Here is a 24,758-nt window from a genome sequence, read left to right as displayed (position 1 = left end):
CCCCTCAGCGCCTTGCCTTTTGATCAAGATCCTCGAGGAGCTTACGTGCCGCTTTGGCGCGTTTGATCGATAAAGTACTCACCGAATTAGATCTCCCGTGCACTGCGTCGTTTCGGACACCGATCAGGGCACGAAGTTCGGCGGCCACGGGTGCGTCAATCACACCATCATTCTGCAGTGCCAGCAGATTCGCACCTAGGGTCATCCGCTCAGCATTTGGATCTTGGGAAGTATCAATCGCCAATGCGAGAACTAGCCGCTCAATTGCCTGCCATTCATCGATAAAGCGCGCGATCGAGATGGTCCGCCGCTCAACATCAGAGTCACCCAGGCGAGATATTAGGGCGACACTCAAGCCAAACACAAAAAGAGTGCCAGCGGATGCCGAAAGAGAAACAAAGACACTTCGGCCGGCTTCGCCACGGCCACCTCCATAAAGCTCCCACCAGAGCGCAAATCCCGCAAGAATTAGACCAAGCACCGCGATGGCGAATCCGAGCGCTTGGATTCGGAACCAATTGATCGCGCGCGAGCGTCTACTCGGGCGTCGTTCACGTGGCTGGAATACAACCATGTCAGCTACTTGCGCCTCATGCCATCTGCGCGCATCCCGGATGCCTCGCGCTCCGATCACACCCTCAGCGCTTTGCTCCCATGCCCTTCGAACTATAGCCTCCCGTGCTTCCTGCAGGTAGGCATTAAGCTCTTTCTCGGCCGACGGCGTCAATTCGCGGGAGTCAGTGTTAGGCTCGACGGTCACCTTTTGCGCTCCAAGTAATCAATGATTTCCGAAAGAAGCGTTAGCGATATTCCCGCTGTGAGCAGGACTCCGAAAGCAACCCAGTGACCCCAGCCCTGTCCGGCCGCCGCTGCGCTGAGCTCTTGACCGACAAAGAATGCAGCCACGTATTGTAATAGCCGGATCACGACCCACCACTTCGATCGATTGCGAGTTGCAGCTCCTCGGGAACGCACAACTCGCTCGGCGTCAGAAATGTGGATACTGGTGTATTGCGGCACAGCAGATGTAGCTGAGCGGTACTGGGTTTCATTTCGGCTAGCTTCGTCAAAAAGCTGCGTCGCATAGCTTTGAATTGCAGCGTCAAACGTCTCTCGCGCAGCAGCCGGCAACACTTGCAGTCCGGGAACGGAGAAGAGGAGATCATCGCTGGGCGGTCCCTGCACAGCAGGAGAACCACTAGCACTCGATGACGCTGACACCCCAGAATCTCCCCTCGCCGCGCGCTGGCGGCTGCTGTCGAGGCTAACGCATTTGCCGAGCAACGCCTGCAAGTTCGCACCATGCTCTGGCGCCGAGTGGAGACGTAGAGTCGAACTGTGTGATCGCGCTCCATAACCAGTGCAGGCCGAAGAGTTTCGAGTCTGTGAGCACTCAAGCACCCGCGCTCGGCTGATCTCTGCGAGATGGGCTCGGCGCCGCTCAAGCGCGGAGTGCCTTGGTCAGAGGACGGCGTCGGCCCAGCGCGGGCCGGTGGCGGTGACGACGACACGACGGGGCTCGTCGGGGACGTCGTCCGGGTCCGTGTCGTGAGCGGCCGCGTCATCGGCACCGGTGGCACGCGTGATCTCGACGTCGAGCACGCTGTCGCTGATGCCGTCGACCATGCCGCGGCCCCACTCGACGACGACGATCGCGGCGTCCCAGTCGAGGTCGAGGTCGTCGAGCTCGACCGGGTCGGACAGGCGGTAGGCGTCGACGTGCACCAGGTCGGGTCCGGCGGTCGTCGGGTGCGTCCGGGCGAGGACGAAGGTCGGGCTGGACACCTGGCCGCGTGCACCGAGTGCGGCGCCGAGCCCGCGCGTCAGGGTCGTCTTGCCGGCACCGAGTGGTCCGGTCAGCACGACGAGGTCCCCGGCGCGCAGCACCGCGGCCAACCGGGCCCCGAGCTCCCCCATCGCCTCGGTGGCGTCGACGGAGGTGTCGAGCAGGACGTGCGGCGACCCGGTCACGGCCGCTCGCCCCGCAGGTACTCCCCGACCCGTCCCTCGATGTCGTGGCCCTCGTAGAACCGGGGCACACGGCTGCCGATCCGGCAGACGATCTCCTCGCCGATGGTCTCGAGCGCCGCGCCCCACTCGAGCACGGTCATCTCGTCGTGCTCGCCGGTGCCGAACAGCACGACGGTGTCGCCGGTCTGCACGTCGTCCTCGCCGACGTCCACCAGGAACTGGTCCATCGCGACGCGGCCGGCGATCGGGTAGCGCTTGCCGCGGATCGCGACCTCGATGCGCCCCTGCGCCAGACGCGGGACCCCGTCGGCGTAGCCGACGGGCACGAGGGCCAGGGTCGTCTCGGTCGCGGTGCGGTACGTGTAGTCGTAGGAGACGCCGGTGTCGACGGGGACGCGCTTCGTCTTCGCGACCGACGCGGTCAGGGTCATCACCGGCTCGAGTCCGAGGTCGGCCGCCGAGACGCCGTCGGCTCCGGGGATGCCGAACAGGTTCGCGCCCATCCGGACCATGTCCTTGCGGAACTCCTTGCGCTCCAACCCCGCGAGCGACGCGGCGACGTGCTCCATCGGGACGTCGAGCCCCAGGTCCTCGGCGATCTCGATCGCGGCGTCGAACACGGCGACCGCGGCGCTGTCCTCGTGGTCGGACGCCTCGGCCAGGTGCGTGTACGCGGCGACCACCTCGATGCGGCCGTTCCGCTGGGCGTCCCGGGCGAGCTCGACGAGCGCCGGCCAGTCCGCCGGGGTCGCGCCGTCGCGGTGCAGGCCGGAGTCGACGCCGAGGTGCACCCGGGCCGGTCGCTGGTCGACGGCGTCGACGATGCGCTGCAGCTCGGCGACGTTCGAGACGCCGAGGTCGACGGCCGAGTCGATGGCGTCACGGAAGTCCAGATCGGGGTCGTGCTGCCAGGTGAACAGGTGGACGTCCTCGCCGACGCCGATCGAGCGCAGGCGCAGGGCCGCGGGCACCGTCAGCACACCGATCCAGCGGATGCCGGCGTCGACGGCGGCGAGCGCGATCGGCTCGAGGCCGTGCCCGTACGCGTCGGCCTTCATGATCGCCATCACGGCGACCGGGTCCATCCACTCACGGACACGGTCGAGGTTGGCACGGTAGGCGTCGAGGTCGATGCGCGCCTGACGCAGCGGTGCGGAGCTCACGTCGTCCTCCGTTCCACGCTGCGGCCGATCCGGGCGACCACCTCGTAGTTGATCGTGCCGATGGCGTCGGCCCAGTCCTCGACGGCGGGGTCGCCGTTCGCGGGGTCGCCCCACAGCACCGCCTCGTCGCCGACCTGCACGTCGGCGTCGCCGATGTCGACGTGCATGGCGTTCATCGCGACGCGTCCGACCACCGGGAACGTCCGGTCGCCGATCCGCACCGAGACCCGGTTGCCGAAGTCGCGGTCGAAGCCGTCCGCGTAGCCGAGGCCGATCACGGCGAGACGGGTGTCCGTCTCGGCGCGCCAGGTGTAGCCGTAGGAGACGCCGTCGCCCGCGGCGACCGGCACGGTGCGGAGCACGGCGGCGGTGACCCGCATCGCCGGGCGCAGCCCCAGGTCGGCCGAGGTACGACCGTCGAAGGGGCTCAGCCCGTACAGGGCGAGTCCGACGCGGGACAGGTCGTGGCGGGTCTCCGGCACGGCGATGCTCGCGGCACTCGCGGCGAGGTGCACCACGTCCGGCACGATGCCGTTCGCGGCGAGGCCGTCCAGCGCCCGCTGCAGCGCGGCGTCCTGGTCGAGGTCGTCGGTGCGCGACGCGTTCGACAGGTGGGACATGAGCCCCTCGACCCGGGTGCGGTTGCCGCCGCGGGCCAGGGCGCCGGCGGTCGCGAAGAGCTCGGCCCACTCGGACTCGACCGCACCGTTGCGGCTCAGGCCGGTGTCGACGCACAGGTGCACGGCGCGGACGTCGGAGTCGGCTGCTGCGGAGAGCTGCTCGACGCTCGACACCGCTGGCGTGACGTCGAACTGCGCCGCGCGGCGGAAGTCCTCGTCGGGGGCGTGCAGCCACGCGAGGATCCGGACCCCCTCGTCGATGCCGCCCTGACGGAGCGCGACGGCCTCGTCGATGTCGGCGACCCCGAGCCACTCGGCACCGGCGTCCACGAAGGCCTGCGCGGCGTCGAGGGCCCCGTGGCCGTACGCGTTCGCCTTGACCACCGCGATGACCCCGGCCGGGGCGACCCGGTCGGCGATGGTCGCGTAGTTCTCGATCAGGGCTCCGCGATCGACCGTGATGCCGGTGAACGCGCTCACGGGACCGTTCCTTCCAGGACCACGTCTGTTCCTTCCAGGACCACGAACGCGGTCGCGATCCCTCCATCATGCGAGAGCGACAGGTGCACGCTCGTCACGCCACGCGCGTGCGCCACCTGCCGGGCGCCCTTGTGCAGGGTGAGCGACGGGTTCCGCTGGTCGTCGGACACGACTTCGAGGTCCTGCCAGCTCAGCCCGGCACTCGACCCGAAGGCCTTGATCAGGGCTTCCTTCGCCGCGAACCGTGCGGCGAGGGACGCGATCGGCCGGGGTTCGCCGTCACGGACCTGCTCGGACGGCGTGAACAGCCGCGCCCGCATCGCCGGTGTGCGCTCCAGCACCCGTTCGAACCGCTCCAGGTCGACCACGTCGACCCCGATCCCGATGATCACCGTCGCGACTACTCGACGGTGACCGACTTCGCGAGGTTGCGTGGCTGGTCGACGTCGAGGCCCTTGGCGGCGGCGAGCTCCATGCCGAACATGTGCAGCGGTGCCACGGCGAGCAGCGGCTCGAACAGCGGGGTCGCGAGCGGGATCCGCAGGACCTCGTCGGCGAAGGGCAGCACCGCGGCGTCGCCTTCTTCGGCGATCGCGATCACCCGGGCGCCGCGGGCGCGGATCTCCTGGATGTTCGAGACGACCTTCGGGTGCAGCGATCGGGGGTCGCGCGGCGACGGCACGATGACGAAGACGATCTGGCCCGGCTCGATCAGCGCGATCGGGCCGTGCTTGAGCTCACCGGCGGCGAAGCCCTCGGCGTGGATGTACGCGAGCTCCTTGAGCTTGAGGGCGCCCTCGAGTGCGATCGGGTAGCCGACGTGGCGACCGAGGAACAGCACGCTCCGGGTGTCCGCCATCCAGCGGGCCAGGTCCTTGATGCCGGCGGCGTCCTCGATGGTCTGCTGCAGCTTCGGCGCGAGCCCCTCGAGCTCGGCGACCTGCTCGGCGATCTGCTCGGTGGTGAGCGTGCCGCGCAGCGTCGCCAGGTGCAGCCCGAGCAGGTAGAGCGCGACGCCCTGGGCGATGAAGGCCTTGGTCGACGCCACGGCGACCTCGGGTCCGGCGTGCGTGTAGATCACGGCGTCGGACTCACGCGGGATCGTGGCGCCCTGGGTGTTGCAGATCGACAGGACCTGCGCGCCCTGCTCGCGGGCGTACTTGACGGCCATCAGCGTGTCCATGGTCTCGCCGGACTGGCTGATCGAGACGACCAGGGTGCGCTCGTTCAGCACCGGGTCGCGGTACCGGAACTCGTGCGCGAGCTCGACCTCGACCGGCACACGCGCCCACTGCTCGATGGCGTACTTGCCGAGGATGCCGGCGTAGGCGGCGGTGCCGCAGGCGATCACGATGACGCGGTCGACGGTCGCCAGGCGGTCGGCGATCGGGTCGAGGTCGGTCAGGGTGACGGCGCCGTCGTGGACGCGACCGAGGATCGTCTTCGCGACGGCCTCGGGCTCCTCGCTGATCTCCTTCGCCATGAACGAGCTCCAGCCGCCCTTGTCGGCGGCTGAGGCGTCCCAGTTGACCTCGAACTCGCTCGGCGTGGCCGGGGTGCCGTCGAAGTGGATGACGTCGACGCCGTCGGGGCGGATCGTGGCGATCTCGTCCTGCCCGATCGACAGCGCGCGCTGCGTGTAGGCGACGAACGCGGCGACGTCCGAGCCCATGAAGTTCTCGCCGTCACCGAGCCCGACCACCAGGGGCGAGTTGCGACGGGCACCGACGACGACGCCGGGCTGGTCGGCGTGCACGACGAGGAGCGTGAAGGCCCCCTCGAGTCGCTGCACGGCCTGCTGCATGGCGGCCGTCAGGTCACCGGTCTCGCGGAAGGCGCGTCCGACCAGGTGCGCGGCGACCTCGGAGTCGGTCTCGCTGCGGAACTCGATGCCCTCGGCCTGCAGTTCGGCGCGGAGCTCGGAGAAGTTCTCGATGATGCCGTTGTGGATGAGGGCGAGCTTGTCGCCGTCGGCCAGGTGCGGGTGGGCGTTGCCGTCGGTCGGGCCACCGTGGGTCGCCCAGCGGGTGTGCCCGATGCCGGTCGCGCCGTCCGGGATCGGCGACGACTCGAGCTCGTCGACCAGGGCCTGGAGCTTGCCGGCCTTCTTGGCCGACACGAGGTCTCCGGCTGGGTCGACGACGGCGATGCCCGCCGAGTCGTAGCCGCGGTACTCGAGGCGACGGAGGCCACCGAGGAGGACGTCCTGGCTGCTGTTGCTGCCGACGTAGCCGACGATTCCACACATGGAACCGATCCTACGGTCTGCCTGGACGCCCACCCTGCGAAGTCCCGGGGGTGGGGATAACGTTTCGGCCATGGGACGCTTCGACGACATCGCCATCACCACGCTGCACGGCGAGGACACCACGTTCGGCGCATACGCCGACAAGGCCGTACTGGTCGTGAACGTCGCCTCCCGGTGCGGCCTCGCCCCGCAGTACGAGCAGCTCGAGGCCCTGCAGAAGCAGTACGGCCCCCGCGGGTTCACGGTGCTGGGCTTCCCGAGCAACCAGTTCCTGCAGGAACTCGGCTCGTCCGAGGCGATCGACGAGTACTGCTCCACCACGTGGGGTGTGACGTTCCCGATGTCCGAGAAGGTCAAGGTCAACGGCAAGAGCGCGCACCCGCTCTACCAGGCCCTCAAGGAGACCCCGGACGCCGACGGCAAGGCCGGCCGGGTCGCGTGGAACTTCGAGAAGTTCCTCGTCGCCCCCGACGGCACCGTCACGCGCTTCCGTCCCACCACGAAGCCGGACGCCCCCGAGGTCGTCGCCGCCATCGAGGCGGCCCTGCCCGCCTGACGCGTCGCGTCCTGCGGGCGCGCACCGAGCACTGGACGGGAGGCCCGGGGCACGTGAGCCGGTCGGCTCACGTGCCCCGGGCCTCCCGTCTGTACGCTCGATCCCATGCCGTTCTCGGAGACCGCCGTCGCGCACCCGACCCCGTTCGTGGAGATCCCGCGTGACGAGTGGTCCCAGCTCGCCCCGAAGGAGCACCTGTCGCTCACCGAGACCGAGATCGTGCAGCTGCGCGGTCTCGGCGACCGGCTGGACATGCAGGAGGTGCAGGAGGTCTACCTGCCCCTGTCCCGCCTGCTCACGCTCTACGCCGCCGGTGCGCGCAACCTGCACGCCGAGACGAGCCGGTTCCTCGGGGAGCGCGCCGGACGCACGCCGTTCGTCATCGGCGTCGCGGGCTCCGTCGCGGTCGGCAAGTCCACGGTCGCCCGTCTGCTGCGGGAGCTGACGAAGCGCTGGCCGGACACCCCTCGGGTCGAGCTCGTGACGACCGACGGCTTCCTGTACCCGAACGCCGAGCTGGAGCGACGCGGGATCATGGACCGGAAGGGCTTCCCGGAGTCGTACGACCGCCGCTCCCTGCTGCGCTTCGTGAGCCAGGTGAAGAGCGGGGCGACCGAGGTCCGCGCGCCGTACTACTCGCACCTGGTCTACGACATCGTGCCCGATGCCGAGATCGTCGTCCGGCAGCCCGACGTGCTCATCGTCGAGGGCCTCAACGTGCTGGCGCCCCCGGTGCACGGGCGGCTCGCGCTGTCCGACCTGTTCGACTTCACGATCTACGTGGACGCGAAGACGAAGGACATCGAGTCCTGGTACGTCGACCGGTTCCTCGCGCTGCAGGAAGAGGCGTTCTCGAGCCCCGACTCGTTCTTCCACCGGTTCGCCTCGCTCTCGCGTGAGGACGCGGTACGGACGGCGACCGAGGTCTGGCGGGCGATCAACGAGCCGAACCTGATCGAGAACGTGCTGCCCACGCGCTCCCGCGCCACCCTGGTGTTGAAGAAGGGCGCGAACCACAAGGTGAACTCGGTCCTGCTCCGCAAGATCTAAGCGCAGGCGGCGGGCAGCGCAAAACACCGGTGTTCCCGAGCTGAACCGCGGTCTGCGCGTGTTCAACCGGCGAACACCGGTGTCTTGCGGAGGGAACCCCTACGCGGCGTCGAGCGCCAGGCGGTCCTGCACGACGGCGGCGAGCTCCTCGGCGATGCGCTGGGCATCGTCCTGCGAGGCAGCCTCGACCATGACGCGCACGACCGGCTCGGTGCCCGACGGACGGAGCAGCACACGGCCGCTGTCCCCGAGCGCCTCGCTCGCGGCGGCGATGGCGTCCTGCACGCCCTGGTCGGCGAGCCCGTGACGATCGACGCCCCGCACGTTGAGCAGCACCTGCGGGAACACGGTCATGCACGACGCGAGCTCCTGCAGCGACTTCCCCGTCCGCGCCATCTCGGCCACCAGGTGCAGCCCGGTCAGGATGCCGTCGCCCGTGGTGGCGAACTCGTTGAAGATGATGTGGCCGGACTGCTCGCCACCGATGGAGTAGTCGCCCTCGGTCATCTTCTCGAGCACGTAGCGGTCGCCCACTCCGGCCTCGATCACGGTGATGCCCGCGTCGGCCATGGCGCGCTTCAGCCCGAGGTTCGACATGACCGTCGCGACGAGGGTGTCGTCCTTCAGGCGGCCGCGCTCCTGCAGGGACAGCGCGAGGATCGCCATGATCTGGTCACCGTCGATCGCGTTGCCCGCGGCGTCGACCGCCAGGCAACGGTCCGCGTCACCGTCGTGCGCGATGCCGACGTCGGCACCGTGCTCGAGCACCGCGCGGGCGAGGTTGTCGATGTGCGTCGAACCGACGCCGTCGTTGATGTTCCAGCCGTCGGGATCGGCGCCGATGAGCGTCACACGGGCCCCCGCGTTGACGAAGACCTCGGGCGAGACACCGGCGGCGGCACCGTTGGCGCAGTCGAGCACCACGTGGATGCCGTCGAGCCGGTGCGGCAACGTGCCGAGCAGGTGCACCACGTAGCGGTCCTCGGCGTCGGCGAACCGCGAGATGCGCCCGACGTCGATGCCGGTGGGGGTGGGTGCGGAGTGGTCGTGCATGGCCGCTTCGATGCGGTCCTCGACCTCGTCCGGCAGCTTGCGGCCACCCGTGGCGAAGAACTTGATCCCGTTGTCGGGAGCGGGGTTGTGCGATGCGGAGATCATCACGCCGAAGTCGGCGTCGATGTCCGCGACGAGGAACGCCGCGGCGGGGGTGGGGATGACCCCGGCGTCGAGCACGTCGACGCCGGCCGAGGCGAGCCCGGCCGCGACGGCGGCACCGAGGAACTCGCCGGAGACGCGCGGGTCACGCGCGAGGACCGCGCGCGGGCGCGGTCGACCCGACGCCCGGCGGGCGTCGGCATGGTGTCCGTGTGTGAGGACGGCCGCGCTCGCCTGGGCAAGACCCAGTGCGAGCGCGGCCGTCAGCTCGCCGTTGGCGAGACCACGAACCCCGTCGGTACCGAACAGACGCGGCATGGCGATCTTCAGCCGGTGACGACTAGCGCTTCGAGAACTGCGACGCCTTGCGGGCCTTCTTGAGACCGGCCTTCTTGCGCTCGATGACGCGGGCGTCACGGGTGAGGAAGCCGGCCTTCTTGAGGGTCGCGCGGTTGTTCTCGCGGTCGATCTCGTTCAGGGTGCGGGCGATGGCGAGGCGGAGCGCGCCGGCCTGACCCGAGGGGCCGCCACCGGTGATGCGGGCGACGACGTCGTACGAGCCGAGGAGCTCGAGCACCTTGAAGGGGTCGTTGATGAGCTGCTGGTGCAGCTTGTTCGGGAAGTAGTCCTCGAGCGTGCGGCCGTTCACGACGAACGTGCCGGAGCCCGGGACGAGCCGGACGCGCGCGATGGCCTCCTTGCGGCGCCCGACGGCACCGCCGGAGACGTTGAGGATCTGACGGGGAGCAGCCTCGGCAGCGGCGGGTGCGCTCTCCGTGGTGAAGCTCTCCGGGGTCTGGTCGAGGGAATCAGCGATCTGAGCCATGAGTTTTCTGTGTCCTTGAAGTCGTCGTGGCCGGAACTACTGTGCGACCTGGTCGAAGATGTACGGCTTGGGCTGCTGCGCGGCGTGCGGGTGCTCCGCGCCGGCGTAGACCTTCAGCTTCTTGAGCTGCTCGCGGCCGAGGGTGTTCTTCGGCAGCATGCCGCGGATCGCCTTCTCGACGGCGCGGGTGGGGTGCTTCTCGAGCATCTCCGGGTAGGAGGTCGCCGTCAGGCCGCCCGGGTAACCCGAGTGACGGTAGTAGACCTTCTTCGCGAGCTTCGAACCGGTCAGGGCGACCTTGTCGGCGTTCACGATGATGACGAAGTCACCCATGTCCATGTGCTGGGCGAAGGTGGCCTTGTGCTTGCCGCGCAGGAGCGCCGCGGCGTGGGTGGCGAGACGGCCGAGGACGACGTCGGTGGCGTCGATGACGATCCAGTCGTGCTGGACGTCTGCCGGCTTCGGTGAAAACGTGCGAGTCACAGGAGTGCTGCTTTCGTGTCGAGGTGAGGAGTCCGTGAATCCCACTCCGGTCGGGAGTTCCGCGAGCAGAAGCACGGGGAACACCTCGGTTGGAGGGCTCATCTGACTGTCCGCGCGCGGGGCGCACAGACCAAGGTGAGAGCCTAGCCGACGCGGGGTACGTCGGTCAAACGCGTCCCGCTGCCGGCCTGGAGGCGCGGGGCGGCCCCGCACCGCGCCTCCCGTCCGTCGCGCGGTCGCGCCCACCGCGCATGGTGAGCAGAAACGGTCGGGTCCGCTGTGCGAACCCGACCACTCCTGCTCACGAAGTGCCCCCGTGGGGCGTGGGGACTACTCCGCAGCCACCGCCCGACGTCGGCGACGCACGACCAGCACACCCGCACCCGCCGCGAGCAGCAGGAACGCCACCAACGCACCGGCACCGAGCCCCGCGGCACCCGTGAACGCGAGCTGCCCGTCCGTGGTGATCGTGATCGGGGTCCACCCGATCAATGACCCGTCCGCAGCCGTCACCGCCAACCGGTGCACACCAGCCACCGTGTCCGACGGGATCGTCACCCGAACCGTCCCGTCAGCAGCCACCACCGCGGTCCCGATCAACGTCGGCTCCGAGAACAACCACACGTTGACGCTCTGCCCCGCGGACTGCGTGCCGACCGTCACCGTGATCGTCTCCCCCGCACGAGCCGACGCCGGAGCCGACACCCCACCACGGTTCGCCTCCGTCAGCAGCGACTCCGACGGCGCCACCGGAGCAACCGGCGGGGTGATCCCGTCGACCGGCGGCACCGGGGTCGGCACCGGCGTCGGGGTCGGGGTCGGCGTCGGCACCGGCACCGGCGTCGGGTCCGTGCCCGGGTCGGCGCCCGCGGCGTCGAGGTCGAACCCGACCAGGATCGGGTCGTGGTCGCTCGCCCGGTACACGTCGTCGTTGTACAGGTTCGTGGCGTTGTAGTTGTAACGGCTGTACTCCAGACCCACCGACTCGACCGAGTTGATGTTCCAGATGTCCACGCCGGTGACCGTCTCGAGCGCGGCCTCCGACGCGAACACGTGGTCGAGCGAGCCGCTCAGGCCGGAGAACACGTACGAGTACTCGCTGCTGTCGAGCGCCGGGCCGAGGTCGGTGTATCCGGCCTCGTCGAGGACCACCACCGGGTCCTCCTTGCTGTAGGCGTTGAAGTCGCCGAGCATGAACACCTTGTCGGTGCCGTACTGCTCCTGCATGTCGGTGGAGAACGTCACCAGGGCCTTCGCCTGCTCGACGCGGTCGGCGTTCGACGCACCCTGCCCGTCGCCCTGGTCGGCGTTCTCGCCGGTGCCGGAGCCCTTGGACTTGAAGTGGTTCGCGATCACCAGGAAGTCGTCGTCCGCGGTGCCGCCGACCGGGCGGAACGCGTCCGCGACGGGCTGGCGGGCGTTCGTGAACGCGTCGTCGAGCAGGATCGTCGACTCGCCGACGGGCTCGACGCGGTCCTTCTTGTAGATCAGGGCGAGGCGGATGACGTCCTCGCTCGCAGGCACGACAGCCGGGGACTTCGCGTAGGCCCAGGTGTCCTGGCCGGTGGCGGCGTTGAGCGCATCGACCAGGGTGGCCACGGCGGCGTCACGGTCCTGACCGAAGCGGACGGAGTTCTCGATCTCCTCGAGCGAGACGACGTCGGCGTCCAGGCCGTTGATCGCCTTGACGATCTTGACCTGCTGACGCAGGAAGTCCTCCTGCTCGGCGGCACCGCGGGCGTCGCAGCCCGAGTTCACCGTGACGGGGTCCCCGGCACGGTCCGTGTAGTACTTGCAGCCGGTGAGCTCGTCGCCCGTGGTCGGGAAGTAGTTGAGGACGTTGAAGCCGGCGAGCTTCAGGTCACCGCCGACGTCCTGCGGTGCCGGCTGGCGCACCTTCGAGAACGACGCAGGCAGCTCGGCGGCCGGGGTCGCACCCGTGATCGGCGCGGTCGGCTGGAACTTCCACCCGTTGTTGCGGTAGTCCAGGACGACCGGCTCGGTGAAGGTGGCGGCGGCCCCGACGGTGACCGGGCCCTGGGTGAGCCACGACACCGGGATGCCCTGGTTCGCCTGGGTCAGGAAGTTGGTGCTCGCACCGTCGTCGAGCGTGACCTTGCGCGCCGCGTTGTCGGCCTCGACGGCCTTCGCCGCGGCGCTGCCCGGGCGGCCGACCTCGGTCGGCTGGATCAGACGCTTCGTGCCGCTGGCGAGCACGACCTCGCCGTACTGGTTCGTCGTGTAGTTGTCGGCGACCGTGTACGCCCCCTGAGGAGCGACGAGCATGCTCTCGAGCGACTCGCGCTGGACGTCGGACGACGGGAACGCGATCGCGGCCGGCTGCGGTGCCGCGACGCTGTCGTCGAGCTGCTGCAGCGACGAGGCCCCGGACACCGTGAGCTCGGTCAGGCCGAAGTACTCGGACACGGCGCCGGTGACCCGCACGTGGTCGCCCTCGTGCACCAGCCCGGCGGTGGCGGACGAGAAGACGAACACGGCGTCGGACGCGGTGTGTGCGCCGAGGTCGATCGCGCCGCCGGTGCCCGGGGTCTGGATCGTGTAGCCGTTGAAGCCGCCGGTGCCGTAGACCGCGGTGACGACGCCGTCGGTCGTGACGTTCTTGCCGGCGTACGGCGAGGTGTCCGTGGTGCCCTGCAGCTGGGCGATGGTCACCGTCTCGGCGGGGGTGCCGGGCGTGGGGGTCCCGCCGTCACCCGGGTCGGTCGGTTCCGTGGGCTCGGTCGGTGCCGTCGTCTCGCCCGCGGCGTTCCGCGGGGTGAGCGTGGTCGTGACCGAGAAGTCCGCACCGTTGACGTCGGTGTCCGTGGTGCCCTGGCGGACCAGGCCGTTCGGCACGGAGTTGTCTCCGGTCACGGTGCGCACGGTCGACTCGAACGTGTTCGAAGCGCCGTAGCCGAGCAGGTCGACCACGCCGTCGGCGCCGGTGGCGACGGGTCCGGCGGCGAGCGCCAGGGGTGCGGTGGCGTCGGACAGCACGAGCGTGCCGGTGGTGCCCGACGGGTTGAGCGTCGCGGTGTCGTCGGCTGCGGGCAGGTCCTCGCCAGCCGGGCTGGCCCCGCCGTTGCCCGCCATCGACACCAGGAAGGTGCCCTTCGCCGGCACGGTGCCCTGGAGCGCACTGGCCGAGAACGTGCCGGTGCCCGTGGCGGACCGGTACTGCAACGACCACCCGTCGAGCGACACGGCGGCGTCGGTCGGGTTGCCGATCTCGACGAACTTCTCGTTGTAGAACGCGCCCCTGCTCCCCGCCTTCAGGTAGGCCTCCTCGATGACGAGGCCGGTCCCCTCGGGGTTCGCGGTCGCTGCGGTGACGGTGACGAGTGGGGCCGCGAGGAGCGTCGCGGCCGCCGTGGCGCACAGCAGAGTGCGCCCGAGGGTGTTGGCCATGCCCGCACGCTACCGACCTGCGGGGACATTCAGGTTGCGTCGAGGTAAATGATTGCGTTCGGCAACATCAGCCGATCGCGCGGCATCAGCCGATCGGCATCCAGGTCCCGCCCACCCGTCGGACGGCCGGTCCGTGTCCCGGCAGCACGAGGGCCGGGAACGGCAGCGCCCGTGCCGACTCGAGCGCGCGGTCCTGGTCGGCGGTGAAGAACGGTGTGATCATCCGCGGGCGCGGGGCCCACGACCCCGGCTGGGTGTCGTGTCGGCTGACGACCGCGTCGCCGGTGACGATCGCATCCGCCGCGGGCAGCAGGTACGCGGTCGAGCCGTCGGTGTGGCCGACGGCCGGGAACGGCGAGATCGCCCGACCTGCGAAGTCCGCACCGGTGAACGCGCGAGCGGACGGCACGGTGGTGGGTCGCAGGGCGTCGGATCGGATGGCCCGCGCCAGCCAGGCGAGCACGCGGGGGCTGGCGAGCCGGCCGCCGATCTCCGCCGGCGTGACCTGCTGCCGTTCCGGTCCGCGCACGTTGGCGAGCTCGTCGGCGTGGGCGAGCACCTCGACGTCGGGGTGCCGCTCGAGGATCCCGGGGATGCCGCCGACGTGGTCGACGTGTCCGTGCGTCACGTAGACGCGACGCAGGTCGGCGGGGTCGTGTCCGGCGGCGCGCACGGTGTCGAGCACGAGGTCGGTGTCGGCCGGGTACCCGGCGTCGATCAGCGCGACGCCGTCCTCCTCCGCCAGCACCACCCAGTTGGACACCGGGCCCTCGACGAAGACGACTCCGGGGGCGACGGACACGACGGAACGGGGTTCGCGCGGGCTCATCCCTCGACGGTACCGTCCACCGACCGTCGGGCCCGGGTCTGCTCCGCCCGCTCCGCGAGCTCCGCGTCCGCCGGGTACCCCACCTCGGTCAGCGTCAGTCCCTTCGCCGGCGCCGTCTTGAAGGCGCTCGTGCGCTCCTCGGCGACGCGCAGTTCCTCGAGGCGGTCCGGGCCGAAACGGCCCTCGCCCACGGCGATGGTCGCGCCGACCATCGCCCGCACCATCGAGTGGCAGAAGGCGTCAGCCTGGAGGCGCGCCACCAGCACACCGTCCGGCTCGCGGTCCCAGCGGAACTGCTGTAACGTCCGGATGGTCGTCGCCCCCTCGCGCGGCTTGCAGAACGTCGCGAAGTCGTGCAGCCCGAGCAACGTCAGCGCACCGCGCTCCATCGCTGCCGGATCGAGCCGCGCCGCGTGCCAGACCGTGTGCCCACGACGACGTGGATCGCGCGGGGCGTCCGCGTCCGCGATCCGGTACTCGTACCGGCGCCAGAGCGGGGAGAACCGCGCGTCGAACCCGGCGGGCGCCACCGAGGCACCGGTGACGACGACGTCCCCCTCGGGTGCCGCGATGCCGTTGACCCGCTTGAGCAGCCCGTCGAGCGGTGAGCGGCCCGTCCCGCGCTTGGCGGTGAGCGCTGCCCACTGCTCCGCCGACAGGTCCAGGTGTGCGACCTGCCCCGTGGCGTGCACCCCGGCGTCGGTGCGTCCGGCGACGGTGAGCAGCGGCGGTTCGCCCCAGCGGGTGAAGACGGTGGCGAGTGCGGTCTCGAGCGCGCCCTGCACGGTCCGGAGCCCCGGCTGCCGGGCCCACCCGGAGAACGCCGCCCCGTCGTAGGCGATGTCCAACCGCAGCCGCACGTCGCCCGTGCTGTCGGGGTCCTGGAAGCCGACCGTCTCGTCCACGTGACCACCGTACCGGGGGTGATCCGTGCCTCCCGGCCCGCGCTGGATCTGCCGGACGGCGACCGCCCGCGCCCGCTCAGCCCCGCGGACGACCGAACGCCGACGGACCCGTCCGGGTGTCGAGGTCGTCGGTGGCGCGTCGCTCGGACTCGACGATCCCGCGCAGGGCGACGAGCGCGGCCGAGGTGACCGCGACGTGGGAGGGGTTCTCACGCGAGGCGTCGAGCGCTGCCACGAGTCGAGCGATGGCTTCTTCGGCCTGGTCCTCCGGGGAGTCCCCGCGGATCGTGCTGGCGATCTTCCGCAGGGCCTCGGCGATCGGGGTGGCGAACGCCGGGTCGGGACGCCCGACGCCCTCGGACACCGGGCCGGAGCGTGCCACGAGCTCGGTGAGGTCGGTCGTGTACCAGGCGACCCGCTCCAGGGCCCGGAAGCGTCCGCCGTCCTTCTGGAGCCGCGCTCGCGACCCGCGTAGTGCACCACGGGGGTTGAGCCGGCGGCTCTCGTGCGCGATCGCCACCCGCGACCGCACGTCCGCGATCGCGCGGTCGAGGCGGTCCTGCTGGTGGTCCCACGCCTTCTCGTCGCGCTTGCCCTCCTCGAGCACGGCTGCCAGCCCGTCGAGGTGGTCCGCCAGCACGCCGTTCACCGCATCGATGCGGTGTTCGGCGTCCCAGAAGTGCAGCGGCGGGAACACCAGGAAGTTGACCAGCAGGCCGACGACGACCCCCACGGCCATCTGCACGAGGTACCCGAGCGAGTAGCCCTCGGCGTGCGCGCCGCCGACGAGCAGGACGAAGAGCGCCGCGGTGGACACCCACGAGCTGCCCTCCCCCAGCACGCGGAACCCGCCGACCAGCACCCCGACGCCGACCGCGAGCGCGATCGCGAGGAAGCCGGGGTCGCCGACCCACATCGTGAACGCGGCGATGAGGATGCCGAGCGCGATCCCGACCAGGGTCTGCACGCCACTCCGGATGCCCGCGAACACCGTGGTCTGCATCGCGACGACGGCGCCGAGCGGTGCGTAGTACGGGTACTCGGCCGCGACGCCCGGGATGTGCTGCGCCACGAACCAGGCGATCACCGCAGCGGCGGCGGCCTTGCCGGCGTGCAGCAGGCGCGGCTGCGTGCCCGAGGTCCGGCTCCACCGCCAGACCCTCGTCCCCAGACCCGCAACGTGCTGGAACGCCATGACTTCCTTCCCTCGCACCCGGCCGGGGACGTTACGCCGAGCCGTCCGTGCCCGTGACCAGCCTCGAACGCGAGGAAGCCCCCGCGACCTGGGTCGCGGGGGCTTCCTCGTGGTGGTGCAGCGCCCCGGAGGGCACCGGACTACTTGGTGTCGGCGTCGTCCGACTTCTCGGCGGCGTCGGCCTCGACCTCGGCAGCAGCCTCGGTCTCGGACTCGGTCTCGACCGGTGCGGACTCCTCGGTGGTCTCGGTCTCCTCGACCGGGGCCTCCTCGGTGGTCTCGTCAGCGGCGGGCTCGTCGACCGGGGCGGCAGCAGCGGCCGGAGCCGAGTTGCGCTTGACCGGAGCGGGCGTGCTCGAGACGGGCTCGAGGACGAGCTCGATCGACGCCAGCGGGGCGTTGTCGCCCTTGCGGAAGCCGAGCTTCGTGATGCGGGTGTAACCGCCCTGGCGGTCCTCGACCTGGGGAGCGATCTCGGTGAACAGCGTGTGCACGACGGACTTGTCGCGCAGGATGCTGATCACACGACGACGCGCGTGCAGGTCGCCGCGCTTCGCGAACGTGATGAGACGCTCGGCGACCGGACGGAGGCGCTTGGCCTTCGTCTCGGTGGTCGTGATGCGACCGTGCGTGAAGAGGGCGTTGGCGAGGTTGCTCAGGAGCAGGCGCTCGTGGGCGGGACCGCCACCGAGGCGGGGGCCCTTGGTGGGCTTCGGCATGTCAGTTCTCCAGTGGTGAAAGTGGTGCGCGCGGTGTCAGCGCGCTTGCGCGTGAGCGCGAGGTCAGTTGTTGGACTCGTCCTCGTCGTACCCGCTGTAGAAGTGGGCGCCGTCGAATCCGGGGACGGTGTCCTTGAGGGACAGGCCGAGCTCGGTGAGCTTGTCCTTGACCTCGTCCACCGACTTCTGACCGAAGTTGCGGATGTTCATGAGCTGCGTCTCCGACAGGGCGACGAGCTCGGACACCGTGTTGATGCCCTCCCGCTTCAGGCAGTTGTAGCTGCGGACCGACAGGTCGAGGTCCTCGATCGGGGTCTGCAGTTCGTTCGAGAGCACGGCGTCGACCGGCGCGGGGCCGATCTCGATGCCCTCGGCCGCCGTGTTGAGCTCGCGAGCGAGCCCGAACAGCTCGACCAGCGTGCGACCAGCCGACGCGATGGCGTCGCGCGGCGTGATGGCCGGCTTCGCCTCGACGTCGACGACCAGACGGTCGAAGTCCGTGCGCTCACCGGCACGCGTCGCCTCGACGCGGTAGGTGACCTTGAGGACCGGCGAGTAGATCGAGTCGATCGGGATCTGACCGGCTTCGCTGAACTCGGAACGGTTCTGCGTCGCCGAGACGTAGCCACGGCCACGCTCGATCGTGAGCTCGAGCTCGAAGCGCGCGGTGTCGTTCAGGGTCGCGATGACGAGTTCCGGGTTGTGGATCTCGACGCCGGCCGGAGCGGAGATGTCCGCTGCGGTGACCTGACCGGCACCCTGCTTGCGCAGGTACGCCGTGATGGGCTCGTCGTGCTCGCTGGAGACGACCAGGCTCTTGATGTTGAGGATGATCTCGGTGACGTCTTCCTTGACACCGGGAACGGTGCTGAACTCGTGGAGGACGCCGTCGATGCGGATGCTGGTGACAGCCGCGCCGGGGATCGAGGAGAGGAGCGTGCGGCGCAGCGAGTTGCCGAGGGTGTAACCGAAGCCCGGCTCGAGCGGCTCGATGACGAAGCGCGAGCGGTGCTCGGAGATCGGCTCCTCGGTCAGGGTGGGGCGCTGTGCAATGAGCACTGTGGGATTCCTTTCGGCGAAGTGTCCGCTATATGACACTTGGCGGTACGACGGGGCCGCATGGGCCCCGACGGGTCTGTTGAGTTGTGATCACGCGCACACACGTGCGCGATCGAACGACCAGGAATGGCCGCGGGCCCTGCCCGCCCTCGCCGGAACGGATCCGGTCAGGGGACGAGCAGGGCGCGGCCGGTTGCTCCTCGCGTCAGACGCGACGGCGCTTGGGCGGGCGGCACCCGTTGTGCGCCTGCGGCGTGACGTCGTTGATCGAGCCGACCTCGAGGCCAGCGGCCTGGAGGGAGCGGATCGCGGTCTCGCGACCCGAACCCGGGCCCTTCACGAAGACGTCGACCTTCTTGACGCCGTGCTCCTGCGCCTGACGTGCAGCGGACTCGGCGGCGAGCTGCGCCGCGAACGGCGTCGACTTGCGCGAACCCTTGAAGCCCACGGCACCCGAGGACGCCCAGCTGAGGACGGCGCCCGACGGGTCGGTGATGCTGACGATCGTGTTGTTGAACGTGCTCTTGATGTGGGCCTGGCCCACAGCGACGTTCTTCTTCTCCTTGCGGCGCGGCTTGCGCGCGGCAGTCTTGGGGGTAGCCATCGGGGTCTCCTATCGAGCCTTCTTCTTGCCTGCCACGGTGCGCTTCGGGCCCTTGCGGGTACGAGCGTTGGTCTTGGTGCGCTGACCGCGCACCGGGAGACCACGACGGTGGCGGAGACCCTCGTAGCTGCCGATCTCGACCTTGCGGCGGATGTCGGCGGCGACCTCACGGCGGAGGTCACCCTCGACCTTGAAGTTGCCCTCGATGAAGTCACGGAGGGCGACGAGCTGGTCGTCGGTCAGGTCCTTGACGCGGATGTCACCGGAGATACCGGTCTCCGTCAGTGCCTGGACGGCGCGGGTACGGCCGACGCCGTAGATGTACGTGAGTGCGATCTCCACGCGCTTCTCGCGCGGGATGTCGACGCCTGCTAGACGTGCCATGTGATGGCTGCTCCTGTTGTCGATGGAGGTGTGGCGCAGTACCGGTGCTCGGGCCTCCGCCCCGAGGTGTCCCCCAGCCGTCGTGCGACCGGGTTCTGGTACTGCGTTGTCGATCTTCAGTTGTGGGTCGTGCTCGAGCAGCCTGGTGTCCGAGGGACACCGGTGCCGGTCACGCGCCCGGGACTAGCCCTGGCGCTGCTTGTGACGCGGGTTGCTCTTGCAGATCACCATGACGCGGCCCTTGCGGCGAATCACACGGCAGTGTTCGCAGATGGGCTTGACGCTGGGGTTGACCTTCATGGTTCTTTCCTCGTGCTCGCTGGCTTCGTGCTCGGCAGGATTGCCGTGCCGTTCCTTTCCAGCTCGCGGATCACTTGTAGCGGTAGACGATCCGGCCGCGGGTCAGGTCGTACGGGCTCAGCTCCACGATCACGCGGTCCTCGGGGAGGATGCGGATGTAGTGCTGGCGCATCTTCCCGGAGATGTGCGCGAGGACCTTGTGTCCGTTCGTCAGCTCAACGCGGAACATCGCGTTGGGCAGAGCTTCGAGCACCGAGCCTTCGATCTCGATGACGCCGTCTTTCTTGGCCATAGCCTCACTGTCGCTTGGTTGTGGAACAGGTGTGATCCCCGAACCGGTCTGCGGGTCGGTCGCCACACCCGAGAGGGCATGACACACCAAAGATCGATCTTATGTGGTAAACCCGCAATTGCCAAGTGCGGACGCGGAACACCCCACGTCTGGGGCTTCCGGAACCGTGGCTGAGCGTTCCACAGTGGTTTGACGGCGCGCTCAGGGCGCGCACCAGCGCGCGAACCGTAGTTTGGCTCCGCAGCCACGTCCGCCGCACCAGCAGTTCGCGCCGGACCACCGAACGGAGAACACGTGCCCGACGCCACCCGACGCCCCTTCGCCAGCCACGGCAAGCAGGCCCGTCGTCGGGGTTGGGGCACGCTCGTCACCGTCGTCGCGGCCACCGTCGCCGTCCTGCTCGTCAGCGGCACCAGCGTCGCCGCGATCGCCGGGGCGCAGCTCGCCACCGCCCCGCAGACCGTCGCACTGAGCACCGACGACCAGAACACCGCCAAGACCGCGGACATCTCGGCGATCAAGGGCGGGGCGAACATCCTGCTCATCGGCAGCGACACCCGGGTCGGCCAGTTCGACTCCGACGAGGACGTCGAGGGCGCCCGCAACGACGTCACGATGCTCATCCACATCTCGGCGGACCACCAGCAGCTCACCGCGGTCAGCTTCCCCCGTGACCTGATGGTCCCGATCCCGGCCTGCACCAACCCCGCGACCGGCACGACCTACCCCGCGTCCACCTCGGCGATGTTCAACACCGCGCTCGGCAACGGCGGTGTCTCCTGCGTCGTGGACACGGTCGAGAACCTGACCGGCCTGAGCATCCCCTACGCCGGGCTCATCACCTTCGACGGCGTGATCGAGATGTCGAACGCCCTCGGCGGCGTGGACGTGTGCGTCGCCGAGCCGATCGACGACACGTTCACCGGCCTGCACCTCACGACGGGCTCGCACTCCCTCGAGGGCTCGGACGCCCTCGCCTTCCTGCGCACCCGCCACGGGGTCGGCGACGGCAGCGACCTCGCCCGCATCAGCTCGCAGCAGGTGTTCCTGTCGGCGCTCCTCCGCAAGGTCACCTCGGACGGCACGCTCTCGAACCCGATCACGCTCTACAAGCTGGCCGGTGCCGCCCTGTCCAACATGACGCTGTCCGACGGCCTGGCCCAGACCGGCACCCTGGTCAAGCTCGCCGCGGCGCTGCGGGGGATGAGCACGGCCAACATGCTCTTCGTGCAGTACCCGGTGGCCGACGACCCCGACGACAGCGCCCGGGTGATCGTCGACCAGGAGACGGCCCACACCCTGAACGTGGCGCTGCAGAACGACGTCCGGTCCTCGCTGAGCGACTCGAGCACCGGTCGCGCGTCCGAGGAGTCGCCGTCGGGCGGCGGGACCTCGACCGGCACCGGGTCGTCCGGCACCACGGGTTCGTCCGGGACCCCGTCGACCGCCGGCACGCCGTCAGCGACGCCGAGCGCGACCGCCACTCGGACGCCGACCGCGTCGGCGACGCCGCTGCCCTCGTCGATCACCGGGCAGAGCGCCTCCGAGGAGACCTGCTCCGTCGGCAACTGACCCGTCGCCACGGGGTCCGTCCGGCACTGGTCGGGCGGGTCCGCGCGAGGTGGGCGACGCGTCGGACGTCAGCCGGGCCTCCCGGCCGTCGCGTCGCGCAGATGCGCGCGTCGCGCAGGTGCGCCGGTCGTCGGCACCGGATCCGGACTGGAGGCCCGTCCTACGGGATCGGGACGGGCGTCACACCCAGCGGGGCCAGGCCCCGAGCGCCGCCGTCGGCGGCCGTGAGCACCCAGATCCCAGCCGCGTGCACCGCGACGCTGTGCTCCCAGTGGGCGGCGTCGGAGCCGTCGAGCGTGCGGACGGTCCAGTCGTCGTCGTCCGTCGAGCTGTCGATCGTGCCGGCCGTGACCATCGGTTCGATGGCGACCACCAGCCCCGGCTTGACGGCAGGGCCGACGCCACGGACGCGGTAGTTGAAGACCGGCGGGTCCTCGTGCATCGACCGGCCGATGCCGTGACCGGTGTAGTCCTCGACGATGCCCCACGCGCCGGTCTCGTCGATCGCGTCTTCCACCGCGGAGCCCACCTCGTGCAGGTTCTTCGCGTGGGCGAGCGCGGCGATGCCGTGCCAGAGCGACCGCTCGGTCGTGTCGCAGAGCGTCTGCCGCGCTGCGGTGACCGTGGCGTCGCCACCGGGCACGACCGTCGTGAACGCGCTGTCGCCGTTCCAGCCGTCGACCTCGGCGCCGGCGTCCACCGACACGATGTCGCCGGGCGCGAGCACGCGCTCACCGGGGATCCCGTGCACGATCTCGTCGTTCACGGACACGCACAGCGTGTGGCGGTAGCCGGGCACGAGCTGGAAGTTCGGGATCCCGCCGCCCTCACGGATGGTGCGCTCGGCGATCGCGTCGAGTTCGCCGGTCGTGATGCCCGGGCGGATCGCTGCACGGACGGCGTCGAGCGCCTCGGCGGTCAGCAGGCCCGACCGGACCATCGCCCGGAGCTCGTCCGGGGTCTTGTAGATCGAGGGCTTCTTGAACCGCACCACGCTGGTCAGACGGTCGCGGAGAGCCCGCGGCCCGCCAGTGCCGTCTGGATGCGGTCGCCGACCTCGTCGATCGCGCCGAGGCCGTCGACGTCGACCACCAGGCCACGCTCGCCGTACGCCGCCACGATGGGCGCCGTCTGCTCGGCGTACACCTGCTGACGGCGACGGATCGTCTCCTCGTTGTCGTCGCTGCGACCCTGGTCCTCGGCACGCTTGAGCAGGCGGCCGACGAGCTCGTCCTGGTCGGCGACGAGCTGCACGACGGCGTCGATCGGGGTGCCCTGCTCAGCGAGCAGCGCGTCGAGGTACTCGACCTGACCGACCGTGCGCGGGTACCCGTCCAGCAGGAACCCGTGCTCGGCGTCGGGCTCCTGCAGCCGGGACTTCACGAGCTCGTTCGTCAGGGAGTCCGGCACGTAGTCGCCGGCGTCCATGATCGCCTTCGCCTGCACGCCGAGTGGGGTGCCCTCTGCCACGTTCTTGCGGAAGATGTCCCCGGTCGAGATCGCGGGGATCCCGAGGGAGTCAGCGATGCGGCCGGCCTGGGTGCCCTTCCCGGCTCCGGGAGGTCCGACGATGATGAGACGTGCGCTCAACGGAGAAGCCCTTCGTAGTGACGCTGCTGCAGCTGCGAGTCGATCTGCTTCACGGTCTCGAGACCGACACCCACGATGATGAGGATGCTCGCGCCACCGAACGGGAAGTTCTGGTTCGCGCCGAACAGCGCCAGTGCTGCCAGCGGGATGAGCGCGATGAGACCGAGGTAGAGCGAGCCGGGCAGCGTCACCCGGGTGAGGACGTAGTCGAGGTACTCGGCGGTCGGACGACCGGCACGGATGCCCGGGATGAACCCGCCGTACTTCTTCATGTTGTCGGCGACCTCTTCGGGGTTGAAGGTGATCGCCACGTAGAAGTACGTGAACCCGACGATGAGCAGGAAGTACAGGACCATGTAGAACCAGTTGTCACCCGAGGTCAGGTTGTTCTGGATCCAGGTCACCCACGCGGCCGGCTCGGAGCCGTCCGAGGGCTGGTTGAACTGCGCGATCAGGGCCGGCAGGTACAGCAGCGACGAGGCGAAGATGACGGGCACGACGCCGGCCATGTTGACCTTGATCGGGATGTAGGTGTTGTTGCCGCCGTACGTCCGCCGCCCGACCATGCGCTTGGCGTACTGCACGGGGATCCGCCGCTGTGACTGCTCGACGAACACGACGGCCATCATGATCACGAGTCCGACCAGGATCACGAACAGGAAGAGCTCGAACGACTGCGACTGCTCGATCGCCCAGAGCGCCGACGGGAACTGCGCCGCGATCGACGTGAAGATCAGGAGCGACATGCCGTTGCCGATGCCGCGCTCGGTGACGAGCTCGCCCATCCACATGATGAGGCCGGTGCCGGCGGTCAGCGTGACGACCATCAGCATGATGGCGTACCAGCTGTCGTTCGAGATGATCGAGGTGCAGGACGCGGAGGCGTTGGTGCCGAACAGGGCGCCGGAGCGAGCGACCGTGATCAGCGTCGTGGACTGCAGGACACCGAGTGCGATCGTGAGGTAGCGCGTGTACTGCGTCAGCTTCGCCTGGCCCGACTGGCCCTCCTTGTAGAGGGTGTCGAAGTGCGGGATGACCACACGCAGGAGCTGCACGATGATCGACGACGTGATGTACGGCATGATGCCGAGCGCGAAGACCGAGAGCTTCAGCAGCGCGCCGCCGGAGAAGAGGTTGATGAGGTCGTAGAGACCGCCGGAGGACGACGCGCTGGCGAGACAGCTCTGCACGGCGGCGTAGTCGACGAACGGTGCCGGGATGTACGACCCGAGACGGAACAGCGCGATGATCGCGAGGGTGAAGCCGATCTTCTTGCGAAGATCAGGGGTGCGCATGATGCGCGCGACCGCTCTGAACACGATGACTCCGAACTTGTGGGACCGGGGCCG

Annotated in this window: 25 protein-coding genes; 3 read left to right on the top strand and 22 right to left on the bottom strand. The window is 69.6% G+C overall.

Annotated elements, in window-relative coordinates:
- Positions 1-4: 4 nt before the first annotated feature.
- The 6 genes from HQQ79_RS05220 to glmS all read right to left on the bottom strand — a co-directional run bounded on the left by HQQ79_RS05220 (position 5) and on the right by glmS (position 6,482).
- Positions 5-760, bottom strand: coding sequence for a hypothetical protein (locus HQQ79_RS05220; protein ID WP_173032764.1), 756 nt, complete (start codon positions 758-760; stop codon positions 5-7).
- 701 nt (positions 761-1,461) lie between these two features.
- The gene (tsaE, locus tag HQQ79_RS05215; RefSeq protein WP_367948061.1) at positions 1,462-1,971 is read right to left on the bottom strand and encodes a tRNA (adenosine(37)-N6)-threonylcarbamoyltransferase complex ATPase subunit type 1 TsaE; all 510 of its coding nucleotides are present in this window, start codon (positions 1,969-1,971) and stop codon (positions 1,462-1,464) included.
- Positions 1,968-3,134 (bottom strand): alanine racemase, encoded by a 1,167-nt coding sequence (gene alr, locus HQQ79_RS05210; protein WP_173032762.1) that lies wholly within the window; start codon positions 3,132-3,134, stop codon positions 1,968-1,970. Before alr (HQQ79_RS05210) ends, tsaE begins: the two co-directional genes overlap by 4 nt.
- Positions 3,131-4,234 carry an alanine racemase gene (gene alr / locus HQQ79_RS05205; RefSeq protein ID WP_071406148.1) on the bottom strand — a complete coding sequence of 368 codons (1,104 nt, stop codon included), beginning with the start codon at positions 4,232-4,234 and terminating at the stop codon, positions 3,131-3,133. Before alr (HQQ79_RS05205) ends, alr (HQQ79_RS05210) begins: the two co-directional genes overlap by 4 nt.
- A complete protein-coding gene (locus HQQ79_RS05200) occupies positions 4,231-4,626 on the bottom strand; it encodes a holo-ACP synthase (protein ID WP_027466711.1) in 396 nt (131 codons plus the stop codon). The genes alr (HQQ79_RS05205) and HQQ79_RS05200 overlap by 4 nt, the downstream gene beginning before the upstream one ends.
- 8 nt (positions 4,627-4,634) lie before the next feature.
- Entirely contained in the window at positions 4,635-6,482 is a 1,848-nt protein-coding gene (glmS, locus tag HQQ79_RS05195; RefSeq protein ID WP_071245461.1) for a glutamine--fructose-6-phosphate transaminase (isomerizing), read from the bottom strand.
- Positions 6,483-6,552: 70 nt separating this feature from the next.
- On the opposite strand from glmS, the gene HQQ79_RS05190 reads away from it, so the two are divergent.
- Positions 6,553-7,038: a glutathione peroxidase gene (locus tag HQQ79_RS05190; protein WP_071245463.1), complete on the top strand. Its 486-nt coding sequence runs from the start codon at positions 6,553-6,555 to the stop codon at positions 7,036-7,038.
- A gap of 105 nt (positions 7,039-7,143) precedes the next feature.
- Positions 7,144-8,088, top strand: coding sequence for a type I pantothenate kinase (coaA, locus tag HQQ79_RS05185; RefSeq protein WP_027466714.1), 945 nt, complete (start codon positions 7,144-7,146; stop codon positions 8,086-8,088).
- Between the two features lie 99 nt (positions 8,089-8,187).
- Here the strand turns inward: coaA and glmM are convergent, their stop codons facing one another.
- From glmM to infA, 13 genes are all read right to left on the bottom strand, one after another.
- A complete protein-coding gene (glmM, locus tag HQQ79_RS05180) occupies positions 8,188-9,561 on the bottom strand; it encodes a phosphoglucosamine mutase (RefSeq protein ID WP_071245465.1) in 1,374 nt (457 codons plus the stop codon).
- Between the two features lie 22 nt (positions 9,562-9,583).
- Positions 9,584-10,069: a 30S ribosomal protein S9 gene (gene rpsI / locus HQQ79_RS05175; RefSeq protein WP_027466716.1), complete on the bottom strand. Its 486-nt coding sequence runs from the start codon at positions 10,067-10,069 to the stop codon at positions 9,584-9,586.
- A gap of 36 nt (positions 10,070-10,105) precedes the next feature.
- Positions 10,106-10,552, bottom strand: a complete 447-nt coding sequence (gene rplM, locus HQQ79_RS05170; protein WP_027466717.1) for a 50S ribosomal protein L13 — start codon at positions 10,550-10,552, stop codon at positions 10,106-10,108.
- 330 nt (positions 10,553-10,882) lie between these two features.
- Entirely contained in the window at positions 10,883-13,960 is a 3,078-nt protein-coding gene (locus HQQ79_RS05165; RefSeq protein ID WP_216852169.1) for an ExeM/NucH family extracellular endonuclease, read from the bottom strand.
- Positions 13,961-14,045: 85 nt separating this feature from the next.
- Positions 14,046-14,789 carry an MBL fold metallo-hydrolase gene (locus tag HQQ79_RS05160; RefSeq protein ID WP_035809251.1) on the bottom strand — a complete coding sequence of 248 codons (744 nt, stop codon included), beginning with the start codon at positions 14,787-14,789 and terminating at the stop codon, positions 14,046-14,048.
- Positions 14,786-15,694 carry a tRNA pseudouridine(38-40) synthase TruA gene (truA, locus tag HQQ79_RS05155; protein WP_081827412.1) on the bottom strand — a complete coding sequence of 303 codons (909 nt, stop codon included), beginning with the start codon at positions 15,692-15,694 and terminating at the stop codon, positions 14,786-14,788. Before truA ends, HQQ79_RS05160 begins: the two co-directional genes overlap by 4 nt.
- A 76-nt stretch (positions 15,695-15,770) precedes the next feature.
- The gene (locus HQQ79_RS05150; RefSeq protein WP_173032760.1) at positions 15,771-16,889 is read right to left on the bottom strand and encodes an FUSC family protein; all 1,119 of its coding nucleotides are present in this window, start codon (positions 16,887-16,889) and stop codon (positions 15,771-15,773) included.
- 140 nt (positions 16,890-17,029) lie between these two features.
- Positions 17,030-17,608 (bottom strand): 50S ribosomal protein L17, encoded by a 579-nt coding sequence (gene rplQ / locus HQQ79_RS05145; RefSeq protein ID WP_071245471.1) that lies wholly within the window; start codon positions 17,606-17,608, stop codon positions 17,030-17,032.
- Positions 17,609-17,671: 63 nt separating this feature from the next.
- Positions 17,672-18,667 (bottom strand): DNA-directed RNA polymerase subunit alpha, encoded by a 996-nt coding sequence (locus HQQ79_RS05140; protein ID WP_017885506.1) that lies wholly within the window; start codon positions 18,665-18,667, stop codon positions 17,672-17,674.
- A gap of 205 nt (positions 18,668-18,872) precedes the next feature.
- A complete protein-coding gene (gene rpsK / locus HQQ79_RS05135; protein ID WP_017885507.1) occupies positions 18,873-19,271 on the bottom strand; it encodes a 30S ribosomal protein S11 in 399 nt (132 codons plus the stop codon).
- 9 nt (positions 19,272-19,280) lie between these two features.
- On the bottom strand, positions 19,281-19,655 hold the full coding sequence (rpsM, locus tag HQQ79_RS05130) for a 30S ribosomal protein S13 (RefSeq protein ID WP_017885508.1): 375 nt from the start codon (positions 19,653-19,655) through the stop codon (positions 19,281-19,283).
- 183 nt (positions 19,656-19,838) lie between these two features.
- Positions 19,839-19,955 (bottom strand): 50S ribosomal protein L36, encoded by a 117-nt coding sequence (gene rpmJ, locus HQQ79_RS05125; RefSeq protein WP_022903266.1) that lies wholly within the window; start codon positions 19,953-19,955, stop codon positions 19,839-19,841.
- Positions 19,956-20,025: 70 nt separating this feature from the next.
- A complete protein-coding gene (gene infA / locus HQQ79_RS05120) occupies positions 20,026-20,247 on the bottom strand; it encodes a translation initiation factor IF-1 (protein ID WP_017885509.1) in 222 nt (73 codons plus the stop codon).
- A gap of 294 nt (positions 20,248-20,541) precedes the next feature.
- On the opposite strand from infA, the gene HQQ79_RS05115 reads away from it, so the two are divergent.
- Positions 20,542-21,819 (top strand): LCP family protein, encoded by a 1,278-nt coding sequence (locus HQQ79_RS05115; protein ID WP_083404231.1) that lies wholly within the window; start codon positions 20,542-20,544, stop codon positions 21,817-21,819.
- 160 nt (positions 21,820-21,979) lie between these two features.
- Here HQQ79_RS05115 and map read toward each other — a convergent pair whose 3' ends face one another.
- The 3 genes from map to secY are packed head-to-tail and all read right to left on the bottom strand — an operon-like array spanning position 21,980 to position 24,728.
- Entirely contained in the window at positions 21,980-22,810 is an 831-nt protein-coding gene (gene map, locus HQQ79_RS05110; protein WP_173033125.1) for a type I methionyl aminopeptidase, read from the bottom strand.
- Positions 22,811-22,818: 8 nt separating this feature from the next.
- Positions 22,819-23,409 carry an adenylate kinase gene (locus tag HQQ79_RS05105; protein ID WP_173032759.1) on the bottom strand — a complete coding sequence of 197 codons (591 nt, stop codon included), beginning with the start codon at positions 23,407-23,409 and terminating at the stop codon, positions 22,819-22,821.
- On the bottom strand, positions 23,406-24,728 hold the full coding sequence (secY, locus tag HQQ79_RS05100) for a preprotein translocase subunit SecY (protein WP_027466722.1): 1,323 nt from the start codon (positions 24,726-24,728) through the stop codon (positions 23,406-23,408). The genes HQQ79_RS05105 and secY overlap by 4 nt, the downstream gene beginning before the upstream one ends.
- Positions 24,729-24,758 lie beyond the last annotated feature (30 nt).

Source organism: Curtobacterium sp. VKM Ac-2852 (assembly GCF_013205045.1).
In the GTDB taxonomy this organism is placed as follows: Bacteria; Actinomycetota; Actinomycetes; order Actinomycetales; family Microbacteriaceae; genus Curtobacterium; species Curtobacterium flaccumfaciens.
The sequence above is the reverse complement of the archived record's forward strand: the minus strand, read 5'-3'. Positions and strand labels throughout refer to the sequence as shown.